We start from the raw sequence: 20,869 nt of genomic DNA, 5'->3' as shown, positions 1-20,869 counted from the left end.
TGTTCTAAAAGCATGGCGCCGATCTTTTGTTCGGATAGCTCGCTTGTGCCGATTCCTGTACAGCCACTATACAGACTCCAACCGATCCCTCTTTCACAAGCTTTTATTCAGATCAGTCAATTCCTTGGCCGTCAGATTGCGCCATTGCCCCAATTTCAAATTCCCAAGCCCAATGTTCATGATGCGTACCCGCTCAAGCTTTCGCACCTGATAACCAAAAGCCAGACACATCCGTCTGATTTGCCGATTCAATCCTTGCGTCAGCACGATATTGAAGACGCGGTCGCTGACTTTGGTTACTTTGCAAGGCTTTGTAGTCGTTCCGAGAATACGTACGCCGTTTGCCATTCCGTGCAAGAAATTCGCCGTGATGGGCTTGTCTACGGTGACAATGTACTCTTTGTCATGATTGTTCTCAGCACGCAAAATTTTGTTTACGATATCTCCGTCATTGGTTAACAGGATGAGGCCTTGTGAATCCTTATCCAGGCGCCCGATAGGGAAAATCCGTTCCGGGTGATTGACGAAATCGATGATGTTGCCTTTGACTTGCAGTTCAGTGGTACACGTAATTCCGACAGGCTTGTTCAAGGCGATGTAGACATCTTTCTTTTTGGAACCGAGCGGCTGTCCATCGATGCGCACATCATCTCCTGACGCAACCGTACTTCCCAGTTCCGCGATTTGGCCATTGATCGTCACACGCTTGGCCTCGATTAATTTATCGGCTTCTCTTCGTGAGCATATGCCGGTTTCACTGATGAACTTATTAATTCGCATGAGACGTTCCTTTCGCTATTACTGCTGCTTTTCCAGTTTTTCAAGTAGTTTATTCCGCCAAGGCAAGGCCAACTCCTCCACCTCAAGCATACGCTGTATCGTCTCTTGGGATGGCGACTTGTCGTGGAAGTATAAGTGGTGAATCGACGCTACCGTTACTTGTTTTGGATGCGCAGTGATGAGGGTAATCTTTGAGTCTGGCTTGATTGTCCCTTCCTCCAAGACGCGGAAAAAATAGCCCGTATAGCCCATTTCCACCACCGCTTTGAGCAGTTGGTTATTGTTATTTCGCTTGTTGATCGTTGCGCAAGGAAATCTGCCTTGGGTTACTTGCAGGATGGTATCCCCGAATTGATACACATCCCCGATGCAGACCTGCTCTTCGGTCATGCCAGCGAGTGTGAGGTTTTCTCCGAATGCCGCATTGGTCAAAGGCTGGCTGAATACCTGCTCCCAATGGGCATAATGTTCAAAAGGATACGCACAGACGACACGGTCTGGGCCGCCGTGGTACTCTGGATTCGCGATATCGTCGTCATCAATTTTCTCGGAACGGACAACGAGCTCGTCTGCTTCTTCCTTCCAAATGCCGGAGAGATATTCCTTACCGTTGTACATATTACTTTTAGGCAAACCTTTACTAATAGAAATTATTCTTCTGTCCAACATAATCACACTCCCAGCCTGTACGATTGCCTCTTTTTATTATTGTATTAGTCAAGAAGTAGCCATTTCTTCTTACTTGACCGACTTCTTGTTTGATCGACTATAATCAACTTGTACAGGTTGCTCTTTGAAGACTGAACATAAAGGGTTGCAGGAGGAAAGGCTCTTCTGCGTAAAATGTTCAAGCACCTTCGCCCTCTCTAACTGAATCGCGAAAACCAAGCAATAGGTTAGAGAGCAGAGCCAATGTACAAGTTCTTCTATAACCGTAGGGACTACCCAAGAACCCCCACTTCAAGGGGTTAGCCTAAGTAGTGGGGGGTCCACCCCCATACTATACCACATTCCCTAATATCCTCCACAGCGGATGGGCACCAGCTGACGCTTCTGGTATGATGATAGAAAGGAATACACAGGAGGCCTCAGTGACATGCAATCATTTGGTGTGGCACTACACACAGATAAATATCAAATAAACATGATGTACGCCCATTGGGTGAACGGAACACACAATCAGAAGGTCGTTTTCGAAGCATTTTTCCGCAAACTGCCTTTTGGAAACGGATACGCCGTATCTGCCGGATTGGAACGAATTGTTTCTTATATAAAAAATTTGCGTTTTGAAGAAAGCGATCTCACGTATTTGAGTGAGCAGGAGGAGAACTACGATCCGAAGTTTTTGGAAGAGCTGCGCCAGCTTCGTTTCAAGGGCTCGCTCTACTCCGTGAAGGAAGGAACCGTGGTTTTCCCGAACGAGCCGCTGATTCGCGTAGAGGGGCGTGTCATGGAGGCACAGCTAGTTGAGACGGCCCTGTTGAACTACATGAACTACCAGACGCTAATTGCGACCAAAGCTTCGCGGATTAAAAACGTGGCGGGCAATGACGTTCTTATGGAGTTCGGAACAAGAAGGGCGCAGGAAGCAGATGCTGCGCTGTGGGGGACGCGGGCAGCGTATTTGGCTGGCTTCGACGCAACCTCGAATATGCTGGCAGGGAAAATGTTTGGCATTCCGACAAAAGGGACGCACGCCCACTCATGGGTACAGAGCTTTGAGAGCGAAGAGGAAGCATTTGAGCGCTTCGCAGCAGCTCTGCCAGGACAGGTAACCTTGCTGGTTGACACGTACGATACGCTCAAAAGTGGCGTGCCTAATGCAATTAAGGTCGGAAAACGCCTGGAGAAGCAAGGCAAAAAGCTGACGGCGGTGCGCTTGGACAGTGGCGACTTGACGTACTTGTCTTGCAAGACGCGCGAAATGCTTGATAAGGCAGGCATGACCGAGGTGCAAATTGTCGCTTCCAACGATCTCGATGAGCACACGATTATGAACCTGAAGGTACAAGGAGCACGCGTAAATAGCTGGGGAGTAGGAACGCAGCTCATCACGGCAGCGGATCAGCCGACACTCGGAGGCGTATACAAGCTGGTGGCGCGTGAAGGAGCGGACGGAGAATATCTGCCGACCATCAAAATCTCCGGGAATCCGGAAAAAGTCACAACGCCAGGCATCAAGGATATGTACCGATTGATAGATCCGGAAACAGGGAAGGCGATTGCTGACTACATGTGCTTCCCGCATGAAACAACAGTCGATGAGGGAGCACCTCTCCATTTGTTCCATCCGAGCCATACGTATTTGAGCAAGCATTTGGAGAACTATCAGGCAGAGTCGCTGCTCATTCCGGTATTTGTGGATGGAGAACTGGTCTATGAACTACCGACCCTCCAAGAGATTCGTAGCTATCACCGTGAGCAACTCAAGCTGTTCTGGCCTGAATACTTGCGCATGCTGAATCCGGAGCACTACCGTCTGCACATCAGCGAAGAGATGTGGGAGACGAAAACAAAGCTGATGAAGGCGTATTTGAAAAAATAAGAGAAAAACGTCTGATGTGTCGTGAGGATGCATCGGGCGTTTTTTTATTATTTCCCAAAAATAACACAATAATGTGAAAACAAGGAAAATAAATTGTCTGAATTTACTTACATCGTATATAATTACTCCATTCATCCTTTAGTTCTGTGCCAAGGTGATGTAGAAAAAACGAGTGAAAAGTATTGGGGAGGAAGAGAGATGCTAAATACTGTAGAGAAAGAAAACCTGAATCCATACGAAATTGTGCAGAAACAAATTGACGCTGCGGCGGCATTATTGGGATTGCGGAGCGATGCTGTAGAAATTTTAAAGCGACCCAAACGAGTATTGGCCGTCAGCTTTCCTGTCAAGATGGATGATGGCAGCGTACGTGTCTTTGAAGGCTACCGATCTCAGCATAATGATGCGGTAGGACCGACGAAGGGAGGGATTCGCTTTCATCCGGATGTGACGATGGATGAAGTCAAGGCGCTCTCCATGTGGATGTCATTCAAATGTGGCGTAGTCGGTCTTCCTTATGGCGGCGGAAAAGGCGGCGTCATATGTGATCCCCACGAATTCAGCAAAAGCGAGCTGGAACGAGTAAGCCGCGGCTTCATGGAAGCCATCGCTGATATTGTCGGGCCGGAGACAGACATACCTGCTCCTGACGTTTATACAACCCCACAAATCATGGGCTGGATGATGGATACGTACAGTCGATTAAAAGGCACCTATTCTCCAGGAGTTATCACTGGAAAACCGCTGAGTGTCGGTGGTTCCAAAGGAAGAAACGAAGCGACTGCCCGTGGATGTGTCTTTACCATACTAGAGGCATTAAAAGATTCTGGACGCAAGCCGGAACAAACAACCGTCGCGATTCAAGGCTTTGGCAACGCAGGAAGAATTGCTGCCCAAGTTTTGACAGGGCTGGGCTTCAAAGTCGTGGCAGTCAGTGACTCACGCGGAGGTATTTATGATGCTGCTGGCTTGGATATCGAAAAGGTAGGCCAGTTAAAAGACAACGCCACCATTTTGGAGTATGTAGGTGGTACGGTCATCTCCAATGAACAGCTGTTGGAGCTGGAAGTGGATATTCTGATCCCGGCCGCATTGGAAAATGTCATCACAGCAGCGAATGCCCACAGTATTGAAGCCAAGTGGATTGCAGAAGCAGCAAACGGACCTACTACACCCGATGCTGACGCCATTTTGCGTGAAAAAGGGATTACCGTGATTCCAGATATTCTCGCTAATGCAGGTGGCGTAACGGTTTCTTATTTTGAATGGGTGCAAAACCTGATGAATTACTACTGGTCCGAGGTTGAGGTAAATGAAAAGCTGCAAATGACCATGATTAACGCCTATCGCGCAGTAAAGGAGCTCTCTGATCAATACAAGGTGGACTTGCGCACGGGAGCCTATATGATCTCGCTTTTGCGAATTACGGAGGCGATGGAAGCGCGCGGCTGGATTTAAGGGAAGAGACCTCTTGCAACTTGCTTGCAAGGGGATTTTTTTTGGCGTAGCCAAGTTTTCTTATCTTTCCCTTGTGGGATTGGCAGGAAGGCTAGTATTTTTGTCGAATTTGTCGGATTAATGTTTTTCTAGCTGTGTTCAAAGGATGGAAAGGGGGATCTTTATGCCAATCAAATTGCCCGACGAATTGCCTGCAACAGAAATACTCGCCCAAGAAAATATTTTTGTGATGAAGGATAGCCGTGCCTTCACACAGGACATACGACCGCTCAGGATCGTCATTCTCAACCTCATGCCAGTGAAGGAAACAACGGAAACACAGTTGCTCCGTCTCCTGGGAAATACGCCGTTACAGGTGGAAATCGTGCTTTTGCACATGTCCAGTCATACGTCCAAAAATACGTCGGAAGAACATTTATCGATGTTTTATAAAACGTTTGAGGAGATCTGTGACCAGCGATTTGATGGCATGATCATCACCGGAGCGCCAGTCGAACAGCTCGAGTTCACAGACGTGACGTATTGGCAGGAGCTGACAAAAATCCTCGATTGGAAAATGGAGAACGTTACTTCGACCCTGCATATTTGTTGGGGGGCACAAGCGGGTCTTTATCATCACTTCGGCGTTCCGAAGCATCCTTTGCCAGAAAAAATGTTCGGAATCTTCCCTCATACACTTAATAAGCAAAAGGTGAAGCTGTTCCGCGGATTTGACAACTACTTCCACATTCCGCATTCCAGGCATACCGAAAATCGCAGGGAAGACATCGAGCAAGTACCTGAACTGGAGATTTTGTCCGAGTCTGAGGAAGCAGGGGTTTACATCGTAGCGACGAGGGATGGCAGACAAATTTTCGTGACAGGACATTCCGAATATGATCCGACCACCTTGCAAGATGAGTATCAGCGGGATGTGAACAAAGGCTTGGACATTACTGTTCCGCGTAATTACTATCCAAAGGACGATCCAAGTCGTGAGCCTATCGTCACCTGGCGCGCGCATGCGAATCTGATGTTTTCCAACTGGTTAAACTATTACGTTTACCAAGAGACACCGTATGATTTGAACAACGACAAGTGACAGCATCGTAGCAGCCATCCGAGGTGATTCGGATGGTTTTGTTTGGACCAGTTGATCTGGGAGCCATTTGGTGAAGAATCATGGATTTCCTTGCCGTTTTGTATTCAAGAAGTACAGTTGTTTAGCCGATATAGAAAATGGTGGAAAATAGAGAGGAGAGGGATATGAGCATGAGAAACTGGCAAAAAGGAATGCTCGCTACGGCTGTTACCGTCGGGCTGATCTTTTCCAGTGTCGGCCATGTACCGGCATTGGCAAATTCTGCGACGACAAGTACGCAGAAGAAGATTTCCAAGCTTGTGGTTGATAAAAAGACAGTAAACTTGAAAAAAGCGGGGACGCAGCAGTTGACTGTCCGCGTGCAATACACGGATAAAACAACGGAGGACGTCACACAGCAAGCGGAGTGGACTTCCTCTGACAGTGACATCGCCAGCGTTGAAAAAGGCTTGGTAACCGCTGTTAATTCCGGAAAAACAAGAGTGAAAGCAAGCTTCGGGGGCAAAAGTGTGACTGTCCCTATTGAGATCGATGTGATTTCCAAGCTCACTGCTGACCAGAAGAAACTGGCTCTCAGCGCGGGAAGCACGAAACAGGTAAACGCAACAGCAACCTTCTCTGACAAATCTACTGCTGTTGTAACGGCTCAGGCAGAGTGGGAAAGCGATAATAAGGAAATCGTCACAGTAACGAATGGTTTGGTTACGGCAGTAGGCTCGGGCACAGCGAAGCTCAAAGTGAAGTACGCTGGAAAAAGCGTATCCATTCCAGTAGAGGTGGATGTCGTCTCCAAGCTGGACAGCGATAAGAAAAAGCTGTATCTGCGTCTAGACACTACCCAGTCGGTTACGCTGTTGGCTACCTTGTCTACCAAAGAAAAAGTAGATGTAACAAGCAAAGCCAAGTGGACATCCGACAATGAAAAAGTCGCTACAGTTGAAAATGGAGTGGTGAAAACTGTAGGCTCTGGCAAAACGAGAATCAAAGCAACTTACGGTGGAAAGACGATCGCGATCCCTGTAGAGTCTGCTGTCATCTCCAAGCTGGAATTTGACATGAAAAAGGTCGATCTTAAAGTCGGTGAATCAAAAGACTTGAAAGTATCTGCTGTCTATACGGACAAAACTAAAGGTGATGTCACAACCAATTCAGACTGGATCTCCACGAACAGCTCCGTTGTGACTGTAGCGAATGGTAAGGTCACGGCTGTGAAAGCAGGGCGTGCAACGATTGCGGCGACGTATAATGGAAAAGTCATAAAAATACAGGTAACCGTGAAGTAACTCACGCTGGAGGAAAAGCCAGGGCGCGACTGCGTACCTGGCTTTTTCGCATACTCCCGCCTGTGGTAATCTGTAGCTAACGCTTTTGATTGGACGAAAACGGAGGGCATCATGGATATTCGACAGCTGCATTACTTTGTGGAAGTAGTCAAACATAAAAACTTTACGAAGGCCGCGCAATCCCTCCACGTCTCTCAGCCTTCTATTAGCAAAATGATCAAGGCATTGGAAGAAGAGCTAGAGGTAGTTCTGCTGGATCGGACGGAGCGGAAAATGGACCTGACAGACGCAGGGGAAATGGTCTACAGCTATGCGACCAAAGTGTTGCAACTGATGGAAGGCATGTCGTCCTCGATTGCAGAATTGCGAAATGTCGAGCGGGGGCGGGTTAAGCTGGGCATGATGCCAACGGTGGGTTCCTTTCTCTTGCCGAATGTAATTGCCTTGTTTAAAAAGCAGTATCCAGGCATTGATATCGAGATGAAGGAATACAGCGCCAAGCTGCTTGAAATCCAAATGGAACAAGGCAGCATCGATGTGGCATTAACCGTTCTTCCAACGGATCAGGAGAAATTTGTGGCAGTTCCCTTGCTCGCAGAGGACCTCGTCGCGATCGTTCATCAGGAGCATTGGCTCGCGGGAGTCGATGAGGTGAGCTTGGAACAGCTCAAGGACGAGGCTTTCATTTTGTTTACCGAAGAGTACGCGATGCATGATGTGGTACGCCAAGCGTGCAAGCTGTCCGGCTTTGAACCGAAAGTCGCTTACATGAGCTCTTTATGGGATTTTGTCGGAGAGATGGTGGCTACCCAACTGGGGATCTCACTCATTCCACGCTCGATCGTGAGACGTTTGAATAACGGACAATTGCACACCGTCAACATTTCCTACCCGGTGATTGACTGGCAGTATGCCTTGATTTATCGAAAAGAAGGGTATTTATCGCATGCGACAAAGGCTTTCATATCGTTTGTAGAGAAAATGTACAGCTATAACCAAATGGAATAGAAATGATGATTTTTATGTATTGTACGAATGGAATCGAGACGGCTTAGAATGAAGGTAACTCGTTCAAACAGTGACTTTTTGAACAACCTTTGTAGAGCAACTGGGGTGGTCTCGATGAAAAGATGGTTCTCCATCATCGCACAAGTTTTGCTTTTGTTCGGCTTCACCTGGCTCGGGAAATGGGTAAGCTCGTTTTTTCACCTTCCTGTTCCGGGCAGTTTGATCGGACTCGCACTTTTGTTTATTTGTCTATATACCGGCTTGATTCGTCTACAGTGGGTGGAAGCAGGAGCGACCCTGTTATTCTCGCAAATGATCCTGTTTTTCGTACCATCGCTGGTTGGGATGATGCAATATCCATGGTTATTAGGTATAAAAGGATTGCTGGTGCTTGTGGTCGTCGTGAGCGGTTGTGCGCTTGTGATGGTTTCGACAGGCGTTGTTGCTGAGCGCATGTTCAATCGTGGAGAGGTGAAACAGCATGATCCTGTGGAAAACATCTAGTGTGCTCCTGACACTCGTTTTCTTCTATGCAGCCAAACGGTTCAACAAGAAAAGACCGTCTCTGCTGTTTTCTCCGGCCATATTGGCGCCGATTGGCTTGATTCTGTTTTTGCTTTTCGCAGGTATTCCTTATCAGGTGTACAGCGAAGCGACCTCGCTCATTAGTGAGATGATGAGTGTAGTCACAGTGGCGTTTGCGATTCCGCTGTACCGAAATTGGTCGGTGTTAATGGCGCATCGCCGGATGATTTTGACGAGTCTAGCTACGGGTTCCCTCATTGCCATCATTGCAGGTGTCTCCACGACGATGTTAGTCGGATTGGGAAAAGAAGCGGCGATTAGCGTTATTCCTCGCTCGATTACCCTGCCGATTGCGATGAGCGTAACCGAAGCGATTGGCGGAATGCCGACGATGACGGCAGTATTCGGCATGCTGACCAGCTTCGCAGGCGTTTTTTTGGCTCCTAAAATCATCAAGAGTATGAGGCTCCGTCATCCCGTTTCCATCGGCTTGATGTACGGAATGGGCGCACATGCGTTGGGGATGGTAAAAGCGTTTGAGCGTGGGGAAACAGAAGGAAGCAGTGCGACTTTGGCTGTGATCGCCGGAGCGATGATTACGGTGGTATGGGCGTTTACCTTGCTGCCGGTGATCATGTCGTGGCTGGCTGTGTGAAGGAAGGTTTGGATTTTAAGAGGATAGAAATGGAAAGTGCAACATGACCGCCCAAATGCTGGCGAAAGGTGTATGATAGAGGACAAATAAAAGCTTCATTTAACTCTTTCATCTTGGCAGGAGGCAACATGAGACCGCTATATATCGTCCTATTACTCTGTACCAGCTTCCTTTGGGGAGGAAATTTTGTTGTCGGCAAATTTCTCGTCGGGCACGCGTCTTCCTTGACGTTGACCAATTTGCGCTGGCTCATTGCTGTTGTTTGCTTGTTGCCGGTTGTTTGGATACGCGAAAAGCGGATATTTCCAACGCGAGAGGCACTTCTTCCTTTGATAGTGATGGGAGTGACTGGCGTAGCACTTTTTAATTTATTCATGTTCTGGGCACTTGAGCGGACAGACGCGACCAATGTCGGGCTATTGTCCACGCTGAATCCGGTTTCGATCGCGATTTTTTCCTTATTGTTGATGGGCGATAAAATTCGACCGTTGCAGATTCTCGCGATGCTGGTCTCGTTTGCAGGTGTGCTTGTGGTGATGACCAAAGGAGACTTCACACACTTGTCCCAGTTGCACTTCAACACGGGCGATTTGTGGATGCTCGCCGCTGTCGCTATGTGGGGGATTTACTCCGTATGCGGGCGCTGGGCGATGAAGACTGTCTCGCCGATGATGTCCACACTGTACTCGGGGATTTTCGGTGTCGCATTGATGCTGCCCTTTAATGTCACCACATTTACGATCAGCAACACAGACTGGACGTTCTGGCTGTCTTTGTTCTACGTTGGTGTAATGGCGACTGTCGTCAGTATGGTGTTGTGGAATATCGGTGTGCAACAGGTGGGCGCAACCTCAGCCGGTATGTTCCTCAATTTCAATCCTATTTTTACGGCCATTCTCGCGTTTCTTTTGCTCGGGGAGCGCATGACCATCATCCAATTGCTCGGCAGTGTGATCGTCATTGTCGGCTGCTATATGTTCTCGCGTTTAAAGCATGTCTCGACCCCGGCACCACATACAGTCAAGCAAGCACAAGGCTAAAAAGGAAATCCCACGTCTGATCAAACAGACGTGGGATTTTTATTAGGATGGTACCGATCAACGCACAAGGCTAGTGAGAAGAAAAAGCACAGGGCTCGCAGACCTTGACAACGCCTACCCAGTCGGAACTACAAAAAGGGGACCACGCTTGTCGAACACTTCTCCCCTGAGAATCTTCCGCCCGTAGGGTGGCTTTGGCTCGACGGTCCCCTTTTTGTAGTGGAGACGTCCAGTGAATCCCCCCTGCTGGCGTGTCAGAGTCGAAGAGAACTGTGCTTTTTCTTCTCCACCACTATGTTCCGTGCTTATCTGATGGTTTTTTAGTCGATCACGTGGACATAGGCTTTCGCATACAAATAAGAAGGACAGTGTGTGAAGGGGAGGTTGTATATGATCGTCATAGCGGGGAGACCAGCTAATCCCGCCGCGTTGGCAGCGGAATGGGGATTAAATCCGGTACAGCGTGAAATAGTAGCGATTATGGCACGTAGTGATGAAGTATTTGAATATCCGACTCCTGAGCTCCTGCAATTTGAACTAAAAACGCGCGATCATCTGGTGAGGTCTGCCTTGGCACTGAACGAAAGCGGCCTAGCCTTTTCTACTTTTGAAGAATCTCGTGCCAATCCAGCTTACTGGATTCGAACAGACCAGGGCGGATTCCGCTTGCGACCCGGAGTGCTACCATCCAGCGGGATTATCAATATTTTTCGTGAGGGCCAAAGATACGCCACGGAGTGCGCTACGGCGATGGTCATTATTATTTATCATGCAGTCCTACAGTCCATTCGTTTACCGGATTTTGAGAGAATGTTTTCGGACATCTTGCTATATGACTGGCGGTACGATCAGGATCTGGACTTGCAAACAATAAGGACAAATACCTTCTTGCCTGGTGATGTGATTTATTTTGCCAATCCTGATTACGATCGGGCGACACCGCAGTGGCAAGGAGAAAATGCAGTAGTGCTCGGTAATGGCTTGTACTACGGGCATGGTGCGGGGATCAAACGAGCGAGTGAGATGGTAGCATTTTTGAATGAACAACGAAGAGAGGGAGCAATGAGGTCTGCCTATTTGGTTAATCAGGCGACTCGGCCCGGTTTCGCCTACCTGTTTCCCTACGACAACGGTCGCTCTACCATGCGAGTTTCCGGCCATCCCATACAAGCGAGCAGTCGAATTACAGCGCAGATCGGTTCTTTGTCTTGGGAGTGGTAAAACGAAAGAAAGCCTCCTGCCAATATTAACGTGGTGAGAGGCTTTTTTCACTTATGAGGGACAGGAGAATCGCTTCCAGGAAAACACAGACAGGTCAAGGGAAGATGATCCTTCTACCAGCAGTTGGCTCGTCGCTTCCCCGATCGCACTTGCGAATTTAAAACCGTGCCCGGAAAAGCCTGCTGCAAATACGAGCTGTGGATGTTCAGGATGACGGTCAATGACGAAATGCTCATCCGGTGTCATGGTGTAAATGCATACCTTACCTTGTCGCAATGGTCCGGCTGCCCCAGGCATATACGTTTCCAAAAAGGAGCGTACATCGCCTTCGTCTGACAAATAGGTGCCAAAGGTACGTTCCAATTTATCGGGATCGATGGCGTGTCCTCCGTCATGGCGTCCGATTTTTACACCACTGCCATCAAAGCTGGGAAATCCGTAGAACATGGAGTCATGAAGGCGAACGATGAAAGCGGGAAAGCCATCCGCACTGTACTGGTTCTCATCTGCACCAAACCAGGCGACCGTTTTGCGTGTAGGCGTGAGCGGGATGGACAAGCCCAATGAGTCAAGGAGAGAACCATTCCAAGCACCGGCGGATAGAAGGACTTTATCGCCGTGGTAGCTGGTAGATTCCGTATGTACGATGAACCCATTTCCTGCTGGCTCCAACTGCGTGACTGGCGTGTTCGTCAACAGTGTAGCTCCTGAGGAAAGGGCGAGCTCTCGATAGGCACGAATACCGTTTTCGGAATAAAGCACACCTGAAGTAGGCTCCAGGCAACCGTAGTAATCAGTAGGCAGATTGATTCCTGGCCAGCGTTGCATGACCTCATCGGCATTGAGTACTTCCAAGGGCAGGGAGTACTGCTCGGCGCTCACCCGAATTTCATTCAGGAAAGGACAATTCAAGGGTCCAGCGTTCAAAACACCCGTTTTGGCGAAGATCGGTATACCACATGCTTGTTCCAGTTCTGACCACAACTGTTGCGCTCGCAACGCAAGCGGGACGTACTGCTTTCCTTCTCCGTACGCATGGCGAATGATACGGGTATCCCCATGATGGCTACCCATCGTGTGTGGGGGATCAAAGGCATCGATCATGAGTGTACGCATGCCCTGTTTCGCTAGATAGTAGCCAGCTGCCATTCCCATCGACCCTGCTCCAACAATAATGACGTCGTAGTTTTGCATCAACCGTCCTCCATTCCGCTTATTTTCATCTATCTTACAGGAGTTTTCTGAATGGTGGATTTTAATTTTTTGTGGAAAGATCCATTTTTTTGTGTGCAATAAGGTTTATTCCATCAGTTGGGAGGGAAAAGGAGATTACGTTATTATCATATGTCAAGAAAAGTGGTGTTTACGAAATGAAATGGACGATCGGAAAAAAATTGGGTAGTGCGTACGCGCTGATCCTGGTCATCATGCTGTTTATGGGGATCACGACCATTATCAAGATGGAACAGATGAATCAGAAGATGGTGGAAATGAATACGAAGTGGCGCCCAGGTCTGGAAGATATTTTGAAGATCAACATGACACTAGAAGCCATTTACGGAGTTACGCAAACCATGCTTACGACAGAGAACATGGATGCCAAGAATAAGTACGCAAAGCAAGTCGATGACCAATTTGCCTATATGGACGGCTTATTGGCCAGCTATGAAAAAACGATTTCCAGTGAAGAGGACCGTAACAATTTTGAAGGATTGAAGCAGGCGCTGCAAAAATACGAGGATTTCAGTCCGCAATACGTGGTAATCGCCAAAAAGGTCGATATCAGAAGACCGGCTACCGATGCAGACATGGCCGAGCTGGAGCGCATCAAGAAAAAAGGCAGTGAATTGTTTGTAGAACGCAAGAAATATTTGGATGCCATGATGACGAATAACAGTGAAGGAGCACAACGCGCTGGCACGGAAAGTGCGCAACTGTATGAGTCAGTCAAGCGGGACCTGAATATTATCATGATTATCTCTATCATTGCGTGTGTGGCGCTAGCGGTCGTACTGACGTCAAGCATCCGTCGACCGATCTTGCGTTTGATGGAAGAGATGAAGAAAGTCGCTGATGGTGATTTACGTGTGGAGCCATTGGTTGTCAAAAGTCGTGACGAGATTTTGGATCTGGTGAATTCGTTCAATGAGATGACCAGCAGTTTAACCACTGTCATTCGTCAGGTAGGTGGAACCTCCGAGCAGGTAGCCGCATCGGCTGAGCAATTGACGGCAAGTGCAGATCAGACAAGCAGGGCCACTGAACAGATTGCTGTTACTGTTCAAGAAGTGGCAGCAGGCGTTGATCGCCAGGTAGCGAGTGTAGAGAATGGGTCGAAATCCATTGATGATATGTCACGAGGAATTCGTCAAATCGCAAATAACGCACAGCAAACATCCAATATGGTGAGCGAAGTAGCCAACATGGCAGGAGAAGGCAACCAGTCGATTCAGGCCGCGGTTCAACAAATGAATGCGATCCACGCTTCGATGCGTGAGCTCTCATCTGTGATAGACGGTCTGGGCAATCATTCTCAAGCAATCGGAGAGATCATCGAGGTCATTACAGGTATTGCGGATCAGACCAATCTGCTCGCCCTCAATGCAGCGATTGAAGCAGCACGCGCAGGAGAGCACGGCCGTGGATTCGCGGTTGTAGCAGATGAAGTACGGAAGCTGGCAGAGCAATCAGCTCAGTCCGCTCAAAAAATTGCGCAGTTGATCAGTACGATTCAGACAGATACAAAAGTCGCGGTCGAATCGATGGAAACAGGTACCCAAGAAGTAAAAGAAGGAATTCGCGTCGTTCACCGTGCGGGCGAAACCTTCGGGGAAATTCAGAACTCGATTGGCACAGTAGCCGACCAGATTCACGATGTGTCTGCATCTGCCCAGGAAGTGTCTGCCCATACCGAACAGGTCGTACAAGCGATGGAGCTGGTCAGCGAAGTTTCCGACTTGACTGCTGAGGGCACGCAAAACGTTTCCGCTGCTACACAGCAGCAGCTCGCTTCTATGGAGGAAATCGCTTCGTCAGCAACAGCTCTTTCCAATATGGCAGAAGAGCTGCAGCATATGATTCGCCGATTTAAGGTATAGACATATACCGTGCAAACGAACGAGGCTATCACGAGATTGTTGCAGAGGTAAGCATACATTCACACTTCGAGCGCGATGGAAATAATCCTCGACTAGAATAAGTCGTAGCAAGATGGATTCTAGTCAAAGGGGGCTATGTTCATGACAAGCCATACAACCATCCAACCGAAGATTTTGTATTACGGAACCCCCGTCGTCCTGTTGACGACTGAAAATGAAGATGGCACAACAAACATCAGTCCCATTTCATCGTCGTGGGCGTTGGGGAATTTTGTCATTCTGGGACTCGGGTTTGGCTCGCATGGATTGGAAAATTTGCGTCAGCGGCAGGAGTGTGTCATCAATTTGCCGGATGCCTCGATGTGGCAGCAAGTGGAAGCGTTGGCTCCGCTAACAGGACGCAATCCCGTACCCACCTACAAACAGGAGCTTGGCTTCCGCTATGAAGCGAATAAGTTTCAGGCAGCCAATTTGACTCCTGTTGACTCTGATATCGTTCGTCCAAAACGAGTGGGAGAATGCCAGCTTCAACTCGAAGCAGTCGTCCGCACAATCCGTTTTCCGGAATATGCCGACATGTTTGCGATCGTGGAGACAGAAGTGCGTTGCGTCCATGCAGACAAACAAATTGTACAAAGTGCTCATCACGTGAACCCCCAAGCATGGAATCCGCTGATCTACAACTTCCGTCATTATTTTAGTCTCGGTGATCAGTTGGGAAAAACATATCGATCGGAAACGTAGAACGTCAAAAACGCCAAGTTTTTGGCGTTTTTGTATTTCTGTATACAAAATATGGTATATTAGGTGTTGCCGAATAAAATTAGTTAATACCGAATTTTGAGGGGTGAAAAGATGCTTGTCTGGATGTTGCGAAAAGTAATGGCAGAAAGAGAAGTTTGGACGGGAGCCGCTTTAGCAAGGCTGTTGAAAGAGAAAGCAAATTACAGTCTGTCTCCAGCCTCCATCAGTGCTTTACTAACCAGTCAGCCCAAGCAAATGAAAGCCGAGACACTTGATGCACTCTGTACAGCTCTGGAGTGTACACCAAATGACTTGTGGGCATATACACCGCCTAAATAGAGTGAAGGGAGCATAAAAATATGGCAGTGAAACAGATTTTGCCTTTTGGAGACCCGATTTTGCGCAAAGTAGCCAAGCCAGTGGATGAGCTGAATGCGAAAACGTTCAAGCTACTGGATGAGATGGCTGAGACCTTATATGCCGCAGATGGCCGTGCTGGTCTTGCCGCACCTCAAGTAGGCATTCTTCGCAGAGTGGTTGTCATGGATTGCGGAGATGGATTAATGGAGCTCATTAATCCAGAAATCATAGAAAGGAGTGGCGAACAAAGCGGAATGGAGGCTTGCTTATCTTTTCCGGGTTACTATGGCAATGTAAAGAGAGCCGAGCATGTAAAGGTAAAGACGTTGAACAGACAAGGCGAGGAAATGATCCTTGCAGCAGACGGATTCCTTGCTGTTTGTATGCAGCATGAAATCGATCATTTAGACGGAATTTTATTTGTGGATCATGTTCAGGAAAAATGGCTGTATCATGAAACCACAAGGCAAAAAGTTGATTTGTTGGATGTGATTCGCCTAACCAAAAGGCGTACCATCTCCATTCGGGAAATATGATAGTAGAAGGCCGTTTGTTCCGGATATCTTTTTACGTGAGCCTAAATGGTATCATCTGAAGAGCGGCATTATTACGTGGAGGAACACACATGGAACAACTACTGATAGGTAGCTTTCTTTCTGCCATGGCTACTGGTGTAGGCGCCTTGCCTATCCTTTTCTTCAAGTCGGTGTCACATCGATGGCGGGATATATTGTTGGCGTTTACGGCTGGAATTATGGTGGCTGCCTCGACATTCAGTCTGATCCCACAGGCACTTCAGAGCGCGCCATTTATAATCGTTTGTTTGGGAGTGCTTACCGGAACATTGCTGCTTACGGTGTTGGAAAGCATCGTCCCGCATATCGATCTGGAGCATACGAGAATCAACATTTCGATGGATTCGCAATCGCTGCTGATTTTGTCCGCGATTACCTTGCACAATATTCCAGAGGGCTTGTCCGTTGGCGTGAGCTATTCGAGTGAACAGTCCGGCTTGGGTGGCCTGATTTCTTTTGCAATCGGTCTGCAAAATGCACCAGAAGGCTTCCTAGTGGCGCTTTTTCTAATTAATCAAAGGGTCAGTCGTCTCAAGGCGTTTATTTTGGCTACGATGACCGGAGCAGTCGAAATCATCTCTGGGATTTGTGGCTATTACCTGACCTCTTTTGTACATGGGCTCGTACCATACGGCCTTTCTTTTGCCGCAGGCGCGATGCTGTTTATCGTTTACAAGGAGCTCATCCCCGAAAGTCATGGAGATGGTCATGCTCGTTCCGCGACTTTTTCGTTCATCCTAGGACTTTTGGTTATGATTGGACTAGTTCAGTCGTTCGGATGAGCGGTTTTTTTCAAAAAGCCTCACAAGTGAGAGCAAAAATTCCGAAACCATATATAGATAGATTTCGATTATGGAAGTAGGGAGTGTCACGATGGAAAAGTCTACCTTGATAGGTATAGTTTTAGGTATTGTCGCAGTAGTGGTCGGGATGATCTTGAAGCATGCAAGTCCCATGTCATTACTGAATCCAGCAGCAATTATGATCATCATCGTAGGTACTATTGCTGCCCTTTTCAACGCATTTCCCATGTCGGAAATCAAGCGTATTCCTGCTCTTTTCAAGATAATTTTTAAAGAAAAAAAGCTCCCTGAAAAAAGAGAATTGATCGGTCAGTTTATGAACTGGGCTTCCATCGCTCGTCGCGAAGGATTGCTTGCACTGGAAAACACTTCTGATGAGATTCAAGATCCATTTCTGCGTAACGGCATGAAGATGATCATTGATGGTGGAGAACCGGATTTTGTTCGCGATGTTCTGAATGAAGAAATTCACGCCATTGAAGAGCGCCATCAGGCAGGGGCACTCGTCTTTAGCCAAGCGGGAAGCTACGCTCCGACTCTCGGGGTACTGGGTGCGGTTGTCGGTCTGATTGCAGCCTTGGGTAACTTGAGTGACATCGATGCATTGGGTATATCGATTGCGGCTGCGTTCGTAGCTACGTTGCTCGGTATTTTCACGGGTTACGTTTTATGGCATCCGTTCGCGACCAAGCTCAAACGGAAATCAAAGGCAGAAATCGAAATCAAAAAAATCATGGTCGAAGGATTGCTTTCCATTCAAGCGGGTGTATCCCCGACTGCGATTGAGCAAAAGCTGCTGGTTTACATTCCGTACAAAGAGCGTGCGGAAATGAAAGAAGAAATGAAGGAAGAGAAGAGGGAGGAAGGAGCTGCGGTAAATGGCTAAGCGACCAAAGAGACATGCTCATCATGAAGAGCATATGGACGAGTCTTGGCTAATTCCATACGCGGACTTGCTTACCCTTCTGCTTGCTTTGTTTATCGTGTTGTTCGCCTCTAGCGAGATGGATGCGAAGAAGTTCGACCAAATGGTTCGGTCCTTCAGCGTTGCAATCAACGGCGGTACGGGAGTCATGAACTACCCAAGCCCGGTACCCCTAGACCCGCAGCTTCAACAGCAAACCTTGCACAAAGGCGCACAGGAAGCAGAAAAACAGAAGACAGAAGAAGAAAAGCGTCTGGAAGAAGCGGTCCGCAAAGAGACAGAGGACTTGAAAAAGCTACAGACAAAGCTGGACGGATACATTCAGCAAAACAAGCTGCAGGACAAGCTCCAAACCAAGCTGACCGAAGAAGGACTGCTGATCACCATTTTGGACAATGCGTTGTTTGACTCCGGTAAAGCTGATCTGAAACCGGAAGCGAGAAAGCTTGCCTCTGAAATGGCAGGAATGCTGGTGCCGCACCCGAAAAAAGTGACCGTAACTGGTCATACGGACAATGTGCCGATTCGCCGTGCAGAGTTCCCATCCAACTGGGATCTCAGTGCCAAACGTTCAGTTAACTTCTTGAAGGTGCTTCTGGAAAACAAGAATCTAGACCCGACGAAATTCAGCGCGACAGGCTTGGGAGAATATCATCCGGTAGCGCCGAATACGACGGCAGATGGCAGAGCGAAAAACAGACGGGTAGAGGTAGCGATCCTCCGTGATCTGGCTTCTCCTCCGAAAAATAGTGTGAATCCGTAATAACTAAAAGGATAGCTTCCTCGGGAGGCTATCCTTTTTTGTTTTTGTTTATAGTAGCTGTAGTGGAGGGGAAGAAGCCCATTTCCAGTCTACGCTTCGGCCTACGCCCTACTGCGTGATTGAGCTGTCCGCTCCGAAATAAATGTCGGGAGCGCTTCAAAAGTAGAGTTTCGAAGAGGTAATCTCAGAGGTTGAAGCTGAAAACCCCCGCCATTTATTTCGGAGCTTGGTAGGGCTCCAGAGGAGCTAGGACTGGAAATGTGCTTCTTCCCAAGCAGCTAGTGTTTACTTCTTGAAAGCAGCATTCAAGAGGTCTATTTCTTTTTATTAAAAGAAGGTGGAATCCCGAACAGTTCGCAGAGGAAACAGGAGAAATAAGCGAAGATCTTTGGACACACCTACCGAGGCGCAGTGAAAAAAAGAGAAACTGCCTTTAGCGTCCACCTCTGAGACACATCCTGAACAGTCGACTTTGGACGCGGTTTCTCTTTTTTTCACGGAGCCGGGCACCCCAGCTTCCCCGCAGGTGTTCCAAGAAGCTGAGCGTTTTCTCCTGTTTCCTCCCCACCACAACAGCTAGACAGACGACTCAGACGCCTCCCCCAATTCCAGCTTCAACTGCCCCATTCGCATTTCGCCCCACTCATACATCATTTCTACAATGGGCAATAAAGTCATCCCCAACTCCGTCATGGAATACTCCACGCGTGGGGGAACCTCAGGGAATACTTCCCGGTGAACAATCCCGTCTTCGATTAGCTCTTTTAACTGATTCGTTAGCATTTTATGTGTGATTTTTGGGAATAGCCGTTGCAGCTCGCTGAAGCGATGCGGGCCTTCTACCCCTAAATGCCACAGGATCACGACTTTCCATTTTCCGCTGAACATAGACAAGGTCAGCTCCTTGGAACAGTTGAAATCACCGTTTTTTATTTTTTCCAAGGTTTCTTTCCGCAAGTCGGACATAGTTTTCTCCTCACAATTCTATCTTCGGTGCAACAGCTCCAGCAAAGCAAGCATTCTTATGTTGCGCCTCGTTCCCTTCCATCATAAACGGTGCGGGATGATTTTTCATTGAGTTTTCTGGTTCATCTTGACAGCGTTCATGAAAATGCAGATAATAAACATAATAACTAAGTAAACAGCTCGGAATACTAACAATAAAAGAGGTGAGTTCTTTGGAACGGATTTTGCAAATACCTAGCGACACGATTTCGTTGACGGCTACCCTGCATGAACCTACATGCACAACAGGCAAGACCAGAGTGAAATACCCGTTGGTTGTCATTTGCCATGGCTTTATCGGCAGTCGGATTGGAGTGAACCGCTTGTTTGTAAAAGCTGCCAGAGAATTAGCCGCACACGGTTTTGGCGTACTGCGCTTCGATTACGGAGGCTGCGGGGAAAGCGACGGCGATTATGGGGCAGGTGGTTTGGATGTCCTGCTTGCGCAAACTCGTGATGTTCTCGGCCATGTTTTCACGCTGGAACAGGTAGATCAGGAGCGTGTGTGCCTGTTAGGGCATAGTTTGGGTGGGGCGGTCAGCGTACTGACAGCGAGCCAGGATAAACGAATACACTCGCTCATCCTATGGGCACCAGTAGCACGTCCCTTCGACGATATCATTCGGATCGTGGGGGAAAAGGAATACAAGGAAGCACTTTCCTATGGCAAAACGGATCATTTGGGCTATGGATTGGAGAAGCGCTTTTTTCAGTCGCTGGGTACCGCTCTGCCGCTCCGTCAAGCAAAGCAGTTTGAGGGAGATGTGTTAATCCTGCATGGCAATCGGGATGACGTCATTGCGGTGGATGCGATGTTTCATTATGAGCGAGAGCTACATCTGCGGAGACGCGGGAGCTGCGAAACAGAAGTAGTAGTCGGAGGAGACCATACCTTTTCCTCGGCAGACAGCTACAAACGCTTGATTGCGAGTACGAAGAGCTGGCTGGCAAGATTGCAGGAGAAGGAGACGGTCGCTGTATAAGGAAAAGGGATAGCCCA

The 20,869-nt window shown here is 48.1% G+C and carries 21 protein-coding genes; 17 read left to right on the top strand and 4 right to left on the bottom strand.

From position 1 onward, the window contains the following. Positions 1-93: 93 nt before the first annotated feature. Positions 94-780 (bottom strand): 23S rRNA pseudouridine(2604) synthase RluF, encoded by a 687-nt coding sequence (gene rluF / locus E8L90_RS18795; RefSeq protein ID WP_137030768.1) that lies wholly within the window; start codon positions 778-780, stop codon positions 94-96. Positions 781-798: 18 nt separating this feature from the next. Continuing rightward, positions 799-1,449, bottom strand: a complete 651-nt coding sequence (locus E8L90_RS18790) for an MOSC domain-containing protein (RefSeq protein WP_244297284.1) — start codon at positions 1,447-1,449, stop codon at positions 799-801. 427 nt (positions 1,450-1,876) lie between these two features. On the opposite strand from E8L90_RS18790, the gene E8L90_RS18785 reads away from it, so the two are divergent. From E8L90_RS18785 to E8L90_RS18740, 9 genes are all read left to right on the top strand, one after another. Beyond that, entirely contained in the window at positions 1,877-3,325 is a 1,449-nt protein-coding gene (locus E8L90_RS18785; protein ID WP_137030766.1) for a nicotinate phosphoribosyltransferase, read from the top strand. A gap of 198 nt (positions 3,326-3,523) precedes the next feature. Continuing rightward, positions 3,524-4,783, top strand: a complete 1,260-nt coding sequence (locus tag E8L90_RS18780; protein ID WP_137030765.1) for a Glu/Leu/Phe/Val family dehydrogenase — start codon at positions 3,524-3,526, stop codon at positions 4,781-4,783. A 163-nt stretch (positions 4,784-4,946) separates the two neighbouring features. Then, positions 4,947-5,864: a homoserine O-acetyltransferase MetA gene (metA, locus tag E8L90_RS18775; RefSeq protein ID WP_137030764.1), complete on the top strand. Its 918-nt coding sequence runs from the start codon at positions 4,947-4,949 to the stop codon at positions 5,862-5,864. Between the two features lie 170 nt (positions 5,865-6,034). Next, on the top strand, positions 6,035-7,147 hold the full coding sequence (locus E8L90_RS18770) for an Ig-like domain-containing protein (protein WP_137030763.1): 1,113 nt from the start codon (positions 6,035-6,037) through the stop codon (positions 7,145-7,147). Positions 7,148-7,258: 111 nt separating this feature from the next. Then, positions 7,259-8,155, top strand: coding sequence for a LysR family transcriptional regulator (locus tag E8L90_RS18765; RefSeq protein ID WP_137030762.1), 897 nt, complete (start codon positions 7,259-7,261; stop codon positions 8,153-8,155). Between the two features lie 114 nt (positions 8,156-8,269). Further along, positions 8,270-8,659: a CidA/LrgA family protein gene (locus E8L90_RS18760; RefSeq protein ID WP_137030761.1), complete on the top strand. Its 390-nt coding sequence runs from the start codon at positions 8,270-8,272 to the stop codon at positions 8,657-8,659. After that, positions 8,637-9,335, top strand: a complete 699-nt coding sequence (locus E8L90_RS18755; protein ID WP_137030760.1) for an LrgB family protein — start codon at positions 8,637-8,639, stop codon at positions 9,333-9,335. Before E8L90_RS18760 ends, E8L90_RS18755 begins: the two co-directional genes overlap by 23 nt. 128 nt (positions 9,336-9,463) lie before the next feature. Beyond that, positions 9,464-10,375 (top strand): DMT family transporter, encoded by a 912-nt coding sequence (locus E8L90_RS18750; protein ID WP_167497611.1) that lies wholly within the window; start codon positions 9,464-9,466, stop codon positions 10,373-10,375. 390 nt (positions 10,376-10,765) lie between these two features. Next, on the top strand, positions 10,766-11,596 hold the full coding sequence (locus E8L90_RS18740) for a protein-glutamine gamma-glutamyltransferase (RefSeq protein WP_137030758.1): 831 nt from the start codon (positions 10,766-10,768) through the stop codon (positions 11,594-11,596). Between the two features lie 51 nt (positions 11,597-11,647). Here E8L90_RS18740 and solA read toward each other — a convergent pair whose 3' ends face one another. Beyond that, positions 11,648-12,790, bottom strand: coding sequence for an N-methyl-L-tryptophan oxidase (solA, locus tag E8L90_RS18735; RefSeq protein ID WP_137030757.1), 1,143 nt, complete (start codon positions 12,788-12,790; stop codon positions 11,648-11,650). A gap of 176 nt (positions 12,791-12,966) precedes the next feature. On the opposite strand from solA, the gene E8L90_RS18730 reads away from it, so the two are divergent. The 7 genes from E8L90_RS18730 to motB all read left to right on the top strand — a co-directional run bounded on the left by E8L90_RS18730 (position 12,967) and on the right by motB (position 18,864). After that, positions 12,967-14,694, top strand: coding sequence for a methyl-accepting chemotaxis protein (locus E8L90_RS18730; RefSeq protein WP_137030756.1), 1,728 nt, complete (start codon positions 12,967-12,969; stop codon positions 14,692-14,694). A gap of 141 nt (positions 14,695-14,835) precedes the next feature. After that, on the top strand, positions 14,836-15,438 hold the full coding sequence (locus tag E8L90_RS18725; RefSeq protein ID WP_137030755.1) for a flavin reductase family protein: 603 nt from the start codon (positions 14,836-14,838) through the stop codon (positions 15,436-15,438). 111 nt (positions 15,439-15,549) lie between these two features. Then, positions 15,550-15,777 (top strand): helix-turn-helix domain-containing protein, encoded by a 228-nt coding sequence (locus tag E8L90_RS18720; RefSeq protein WP_137030754.1) that lies wholly within the window; start codon positions 15,550-15,552, stop codon positions 15,775-15,777. A 20-nt stretch (positions 15,778-15,797) separates the two neighbouring features. Beyond that, positions 15,798-16,334, top strand: a complete 537-nt coding sequence (gene def / locus E8L90_RS18715; protein ID WP_137030753.1) for a peptide deformylase — start codon at positions 15,798-15,800, stop codon at positions 16,332-16,334. Positions 16,335-16,423: 89 nt separating this feature from the next. Then, entirely contained in the window at positions 16,424-17,155 is a 732-nt protein-coding gene (locus tag E8L90_RS18710) for a ZIP family metal transporter (protein WP_137030752.1), read from the top strand. Positions 17,156-17,246: 91 nt separating this feature from the next. Next, positions 17,247-18,062, top strand: a complete 816-nt coding sequence (gene motA, locus E8L90_RS18705; protein WP_137033504.1) for a flagellar motor stator protein MotA — start codon at positions 17,247-17,249, stop codon at positions 18,060-18,062. Next, positions 18,055-18,864, top strand: a complete 810-nt coding sequence (gene motB, locus E8L90_RS18700; RefSeq protein ID WP_137030751.1) for a flagellar motor protein MotB — start codon at positions 18,055-18,057, stop codon at positions 18,862-18,864. Before motA ends, motB begins: the two co-directional genes overlap by 8 nt. 576 nt (positions 18,865-19,440) lie before the next feature. Here the strand turns inward: motB and E8L90_RS18690 are convergent. Continuing rightward, the gene (locus tag E8L90_RS18690) at positions 19,441-19,830 is read right to left on the bottom strand and encodes a winged helix-turn-helix transcriptional regulator (RefSeq protein WP_137030750.1); all 390 of its coding nucleotides are present in this window, start codon (positions 19,828-19,830) and stop codon (positions 19,441-19,443) included. 203 nt (positions 19,831-20,033) lie between these two features. Here E8L90_RS18690 and E8L90_RS18685 point away from each other — a divergent pair, with 203 nt between their 5' ends. After that, positions 20,034-20,852, top strand: coding sequence for an alpha/beta hydrolase family protein (locus tag E8L90_RS18685; RefSeq protein ID WP_137030749.1), 819 nt, complete (start codon positions 20,034-20,036; stop codon positions 20,850-20,852). The last annotated feature ends 17 nt before the right edge of the window (positions 20,853-20,869 follow it).

The organism is Brevibacillus antibioticus (genome assembly GCF_005217615.1).
Taxonomy (GTDB): Bacteria; Bacillota; Bacilli; order Brevibacillales; family Brevibacillaceae; genus Brevibacillus; species Brevibacillus antibioticus.
The sequence above is the reverse complement of the archived record's forward strand: the minus strand, read 5'-3'. Positions and strand labels throughout refer to the sequence as shown.

Coding starts and splice junctions, on each gene's coding strand:
- rluF (WP_137030768.1), bottom strand. CDS start 780: ATGCGAATTAATAAGTTCATCAGTGAAACCGGCATATGCTCACGAAGA.
- E8L90_RS18790 (WP_244297284.1), bottom strand. CDS start 1,449: ATGTTGGACAGAAGAATAATTTCTATTAGTAAAGGTTTGCCTAAAAGT.
- E8L90_RS18785 (WP_137030766.1), top strand. CDS start 1,877: ATGCAATCATTTGGTGTGGCACTACACACAGATAAATATCAAATAAAC.
- E8L90_RS18780 (WP_137030765.1), top strand. CDS start 3,524: ATGCTAAATACTGTAGAGAAAGAAAACCTGAATCCATACGAAATTGTG.
- metA (WP_137030764.1), top strand. CDS start 4,947: ATGCCAATCAAATTGCCCGACGAATTGCCTGCAACAGAAATACTCGCC.
- E8L90_RS18770 (WP_137030763.1), top strand. CDS start 6,035: ATGAGAAACTGGCAAAAAGGAATGCTCGCTACGGCTGTTACCGTCGGG.
- E8L90_RS18765 (WP_137030762.1), top strand. CDS start 7,259: ATGGATATTCGACAGCTGCATTACTTTGTGGAAGTAGTCAAACATAAA.
- E8L90_RS18760 (WP_137030761.1), top strand. CDS start 8,270: ATGAAAAGATGGTTCTCCATCATCGCACAAGTTTTGCTTTTGTTCGGC.
- E8L90_RS18755 (WP_137030760.1), top strand. CDS start 8,637: ATGATCCTGTGGAAAACATCTAGTGTGCTCCTGACACTCGTTTTCTTC.
- E8L90_RS18750 (WP_167497611.1), top strand. CDS start 9,464: ATGAGACCGCTATATATCGTCCTATTACTCTGTACCAGCTTCCTTTGG.
- E8L90_RS18740 (WP_137030758.1), top strand. CDS start 10,766: ATGATCGTCATAGCGGGGAGACCAGCTAATCCCGCCGCGTTGGCAGCG.
- solA (WP_137030757.1), bottom strand. CDS start 12,790: ATGCAAAACTACGACGTCATTATTGTTGGAGCAGGGTCGATGGGAATG.
- E8L90_RS18730 (WP_137030756.1), top strand. CDS start 12,967: ATGAAATGGACGATCGGAAAAAAATTGGGTAGTGCGTACGCGCTGATC.
- E8L90_RS18725 (WP_137030755.1), top strand. CDS start 14,836: ATGACAAGCCATACAACCATCCAACCGAAGATTTTGTATTACGGAACC.
- E8L90_RS18720 (WP_137030754.1), top strand. CDS start 15,550: ATGCTTGTCTGGATGTTGCGAAAAGTAATGGCAGAAAGAGAAGTTTGG.
- def (WP_137030753.1), top strand. CDS start 15,798: ATGGCAGTGAAACAGATTTTGCCTTTTGGAGACCCGATTTTGCGCAAA.
- E8L90_RS18710 (WP_137030752.1), top strand. CDS start 16,424: ATGGAACAACTACTGATAGGTAGCTTTCTTTCTGCCATGGCTACTGGT.
- motA (WP_137033504.1), top strand. CDS start 17,247: ATGGAAAAGTCTACCTTGATAGGTATAGTTTTAGGTATTGTCGCAGTA.
- motB (WP_137030751.1), top strand. CDS start 18,055: ATGGCTAAGCGACCAAAGAGACATGCTCATCATGAAGAGCATATGGAC.
- E8L90_RS18690 (WP_137030750.1), bottom strand. CDS start 19,830: ATGTCCGACTTGCGGAAAGAAACCTTGGAAAAAATAAAAAACGGTGAT.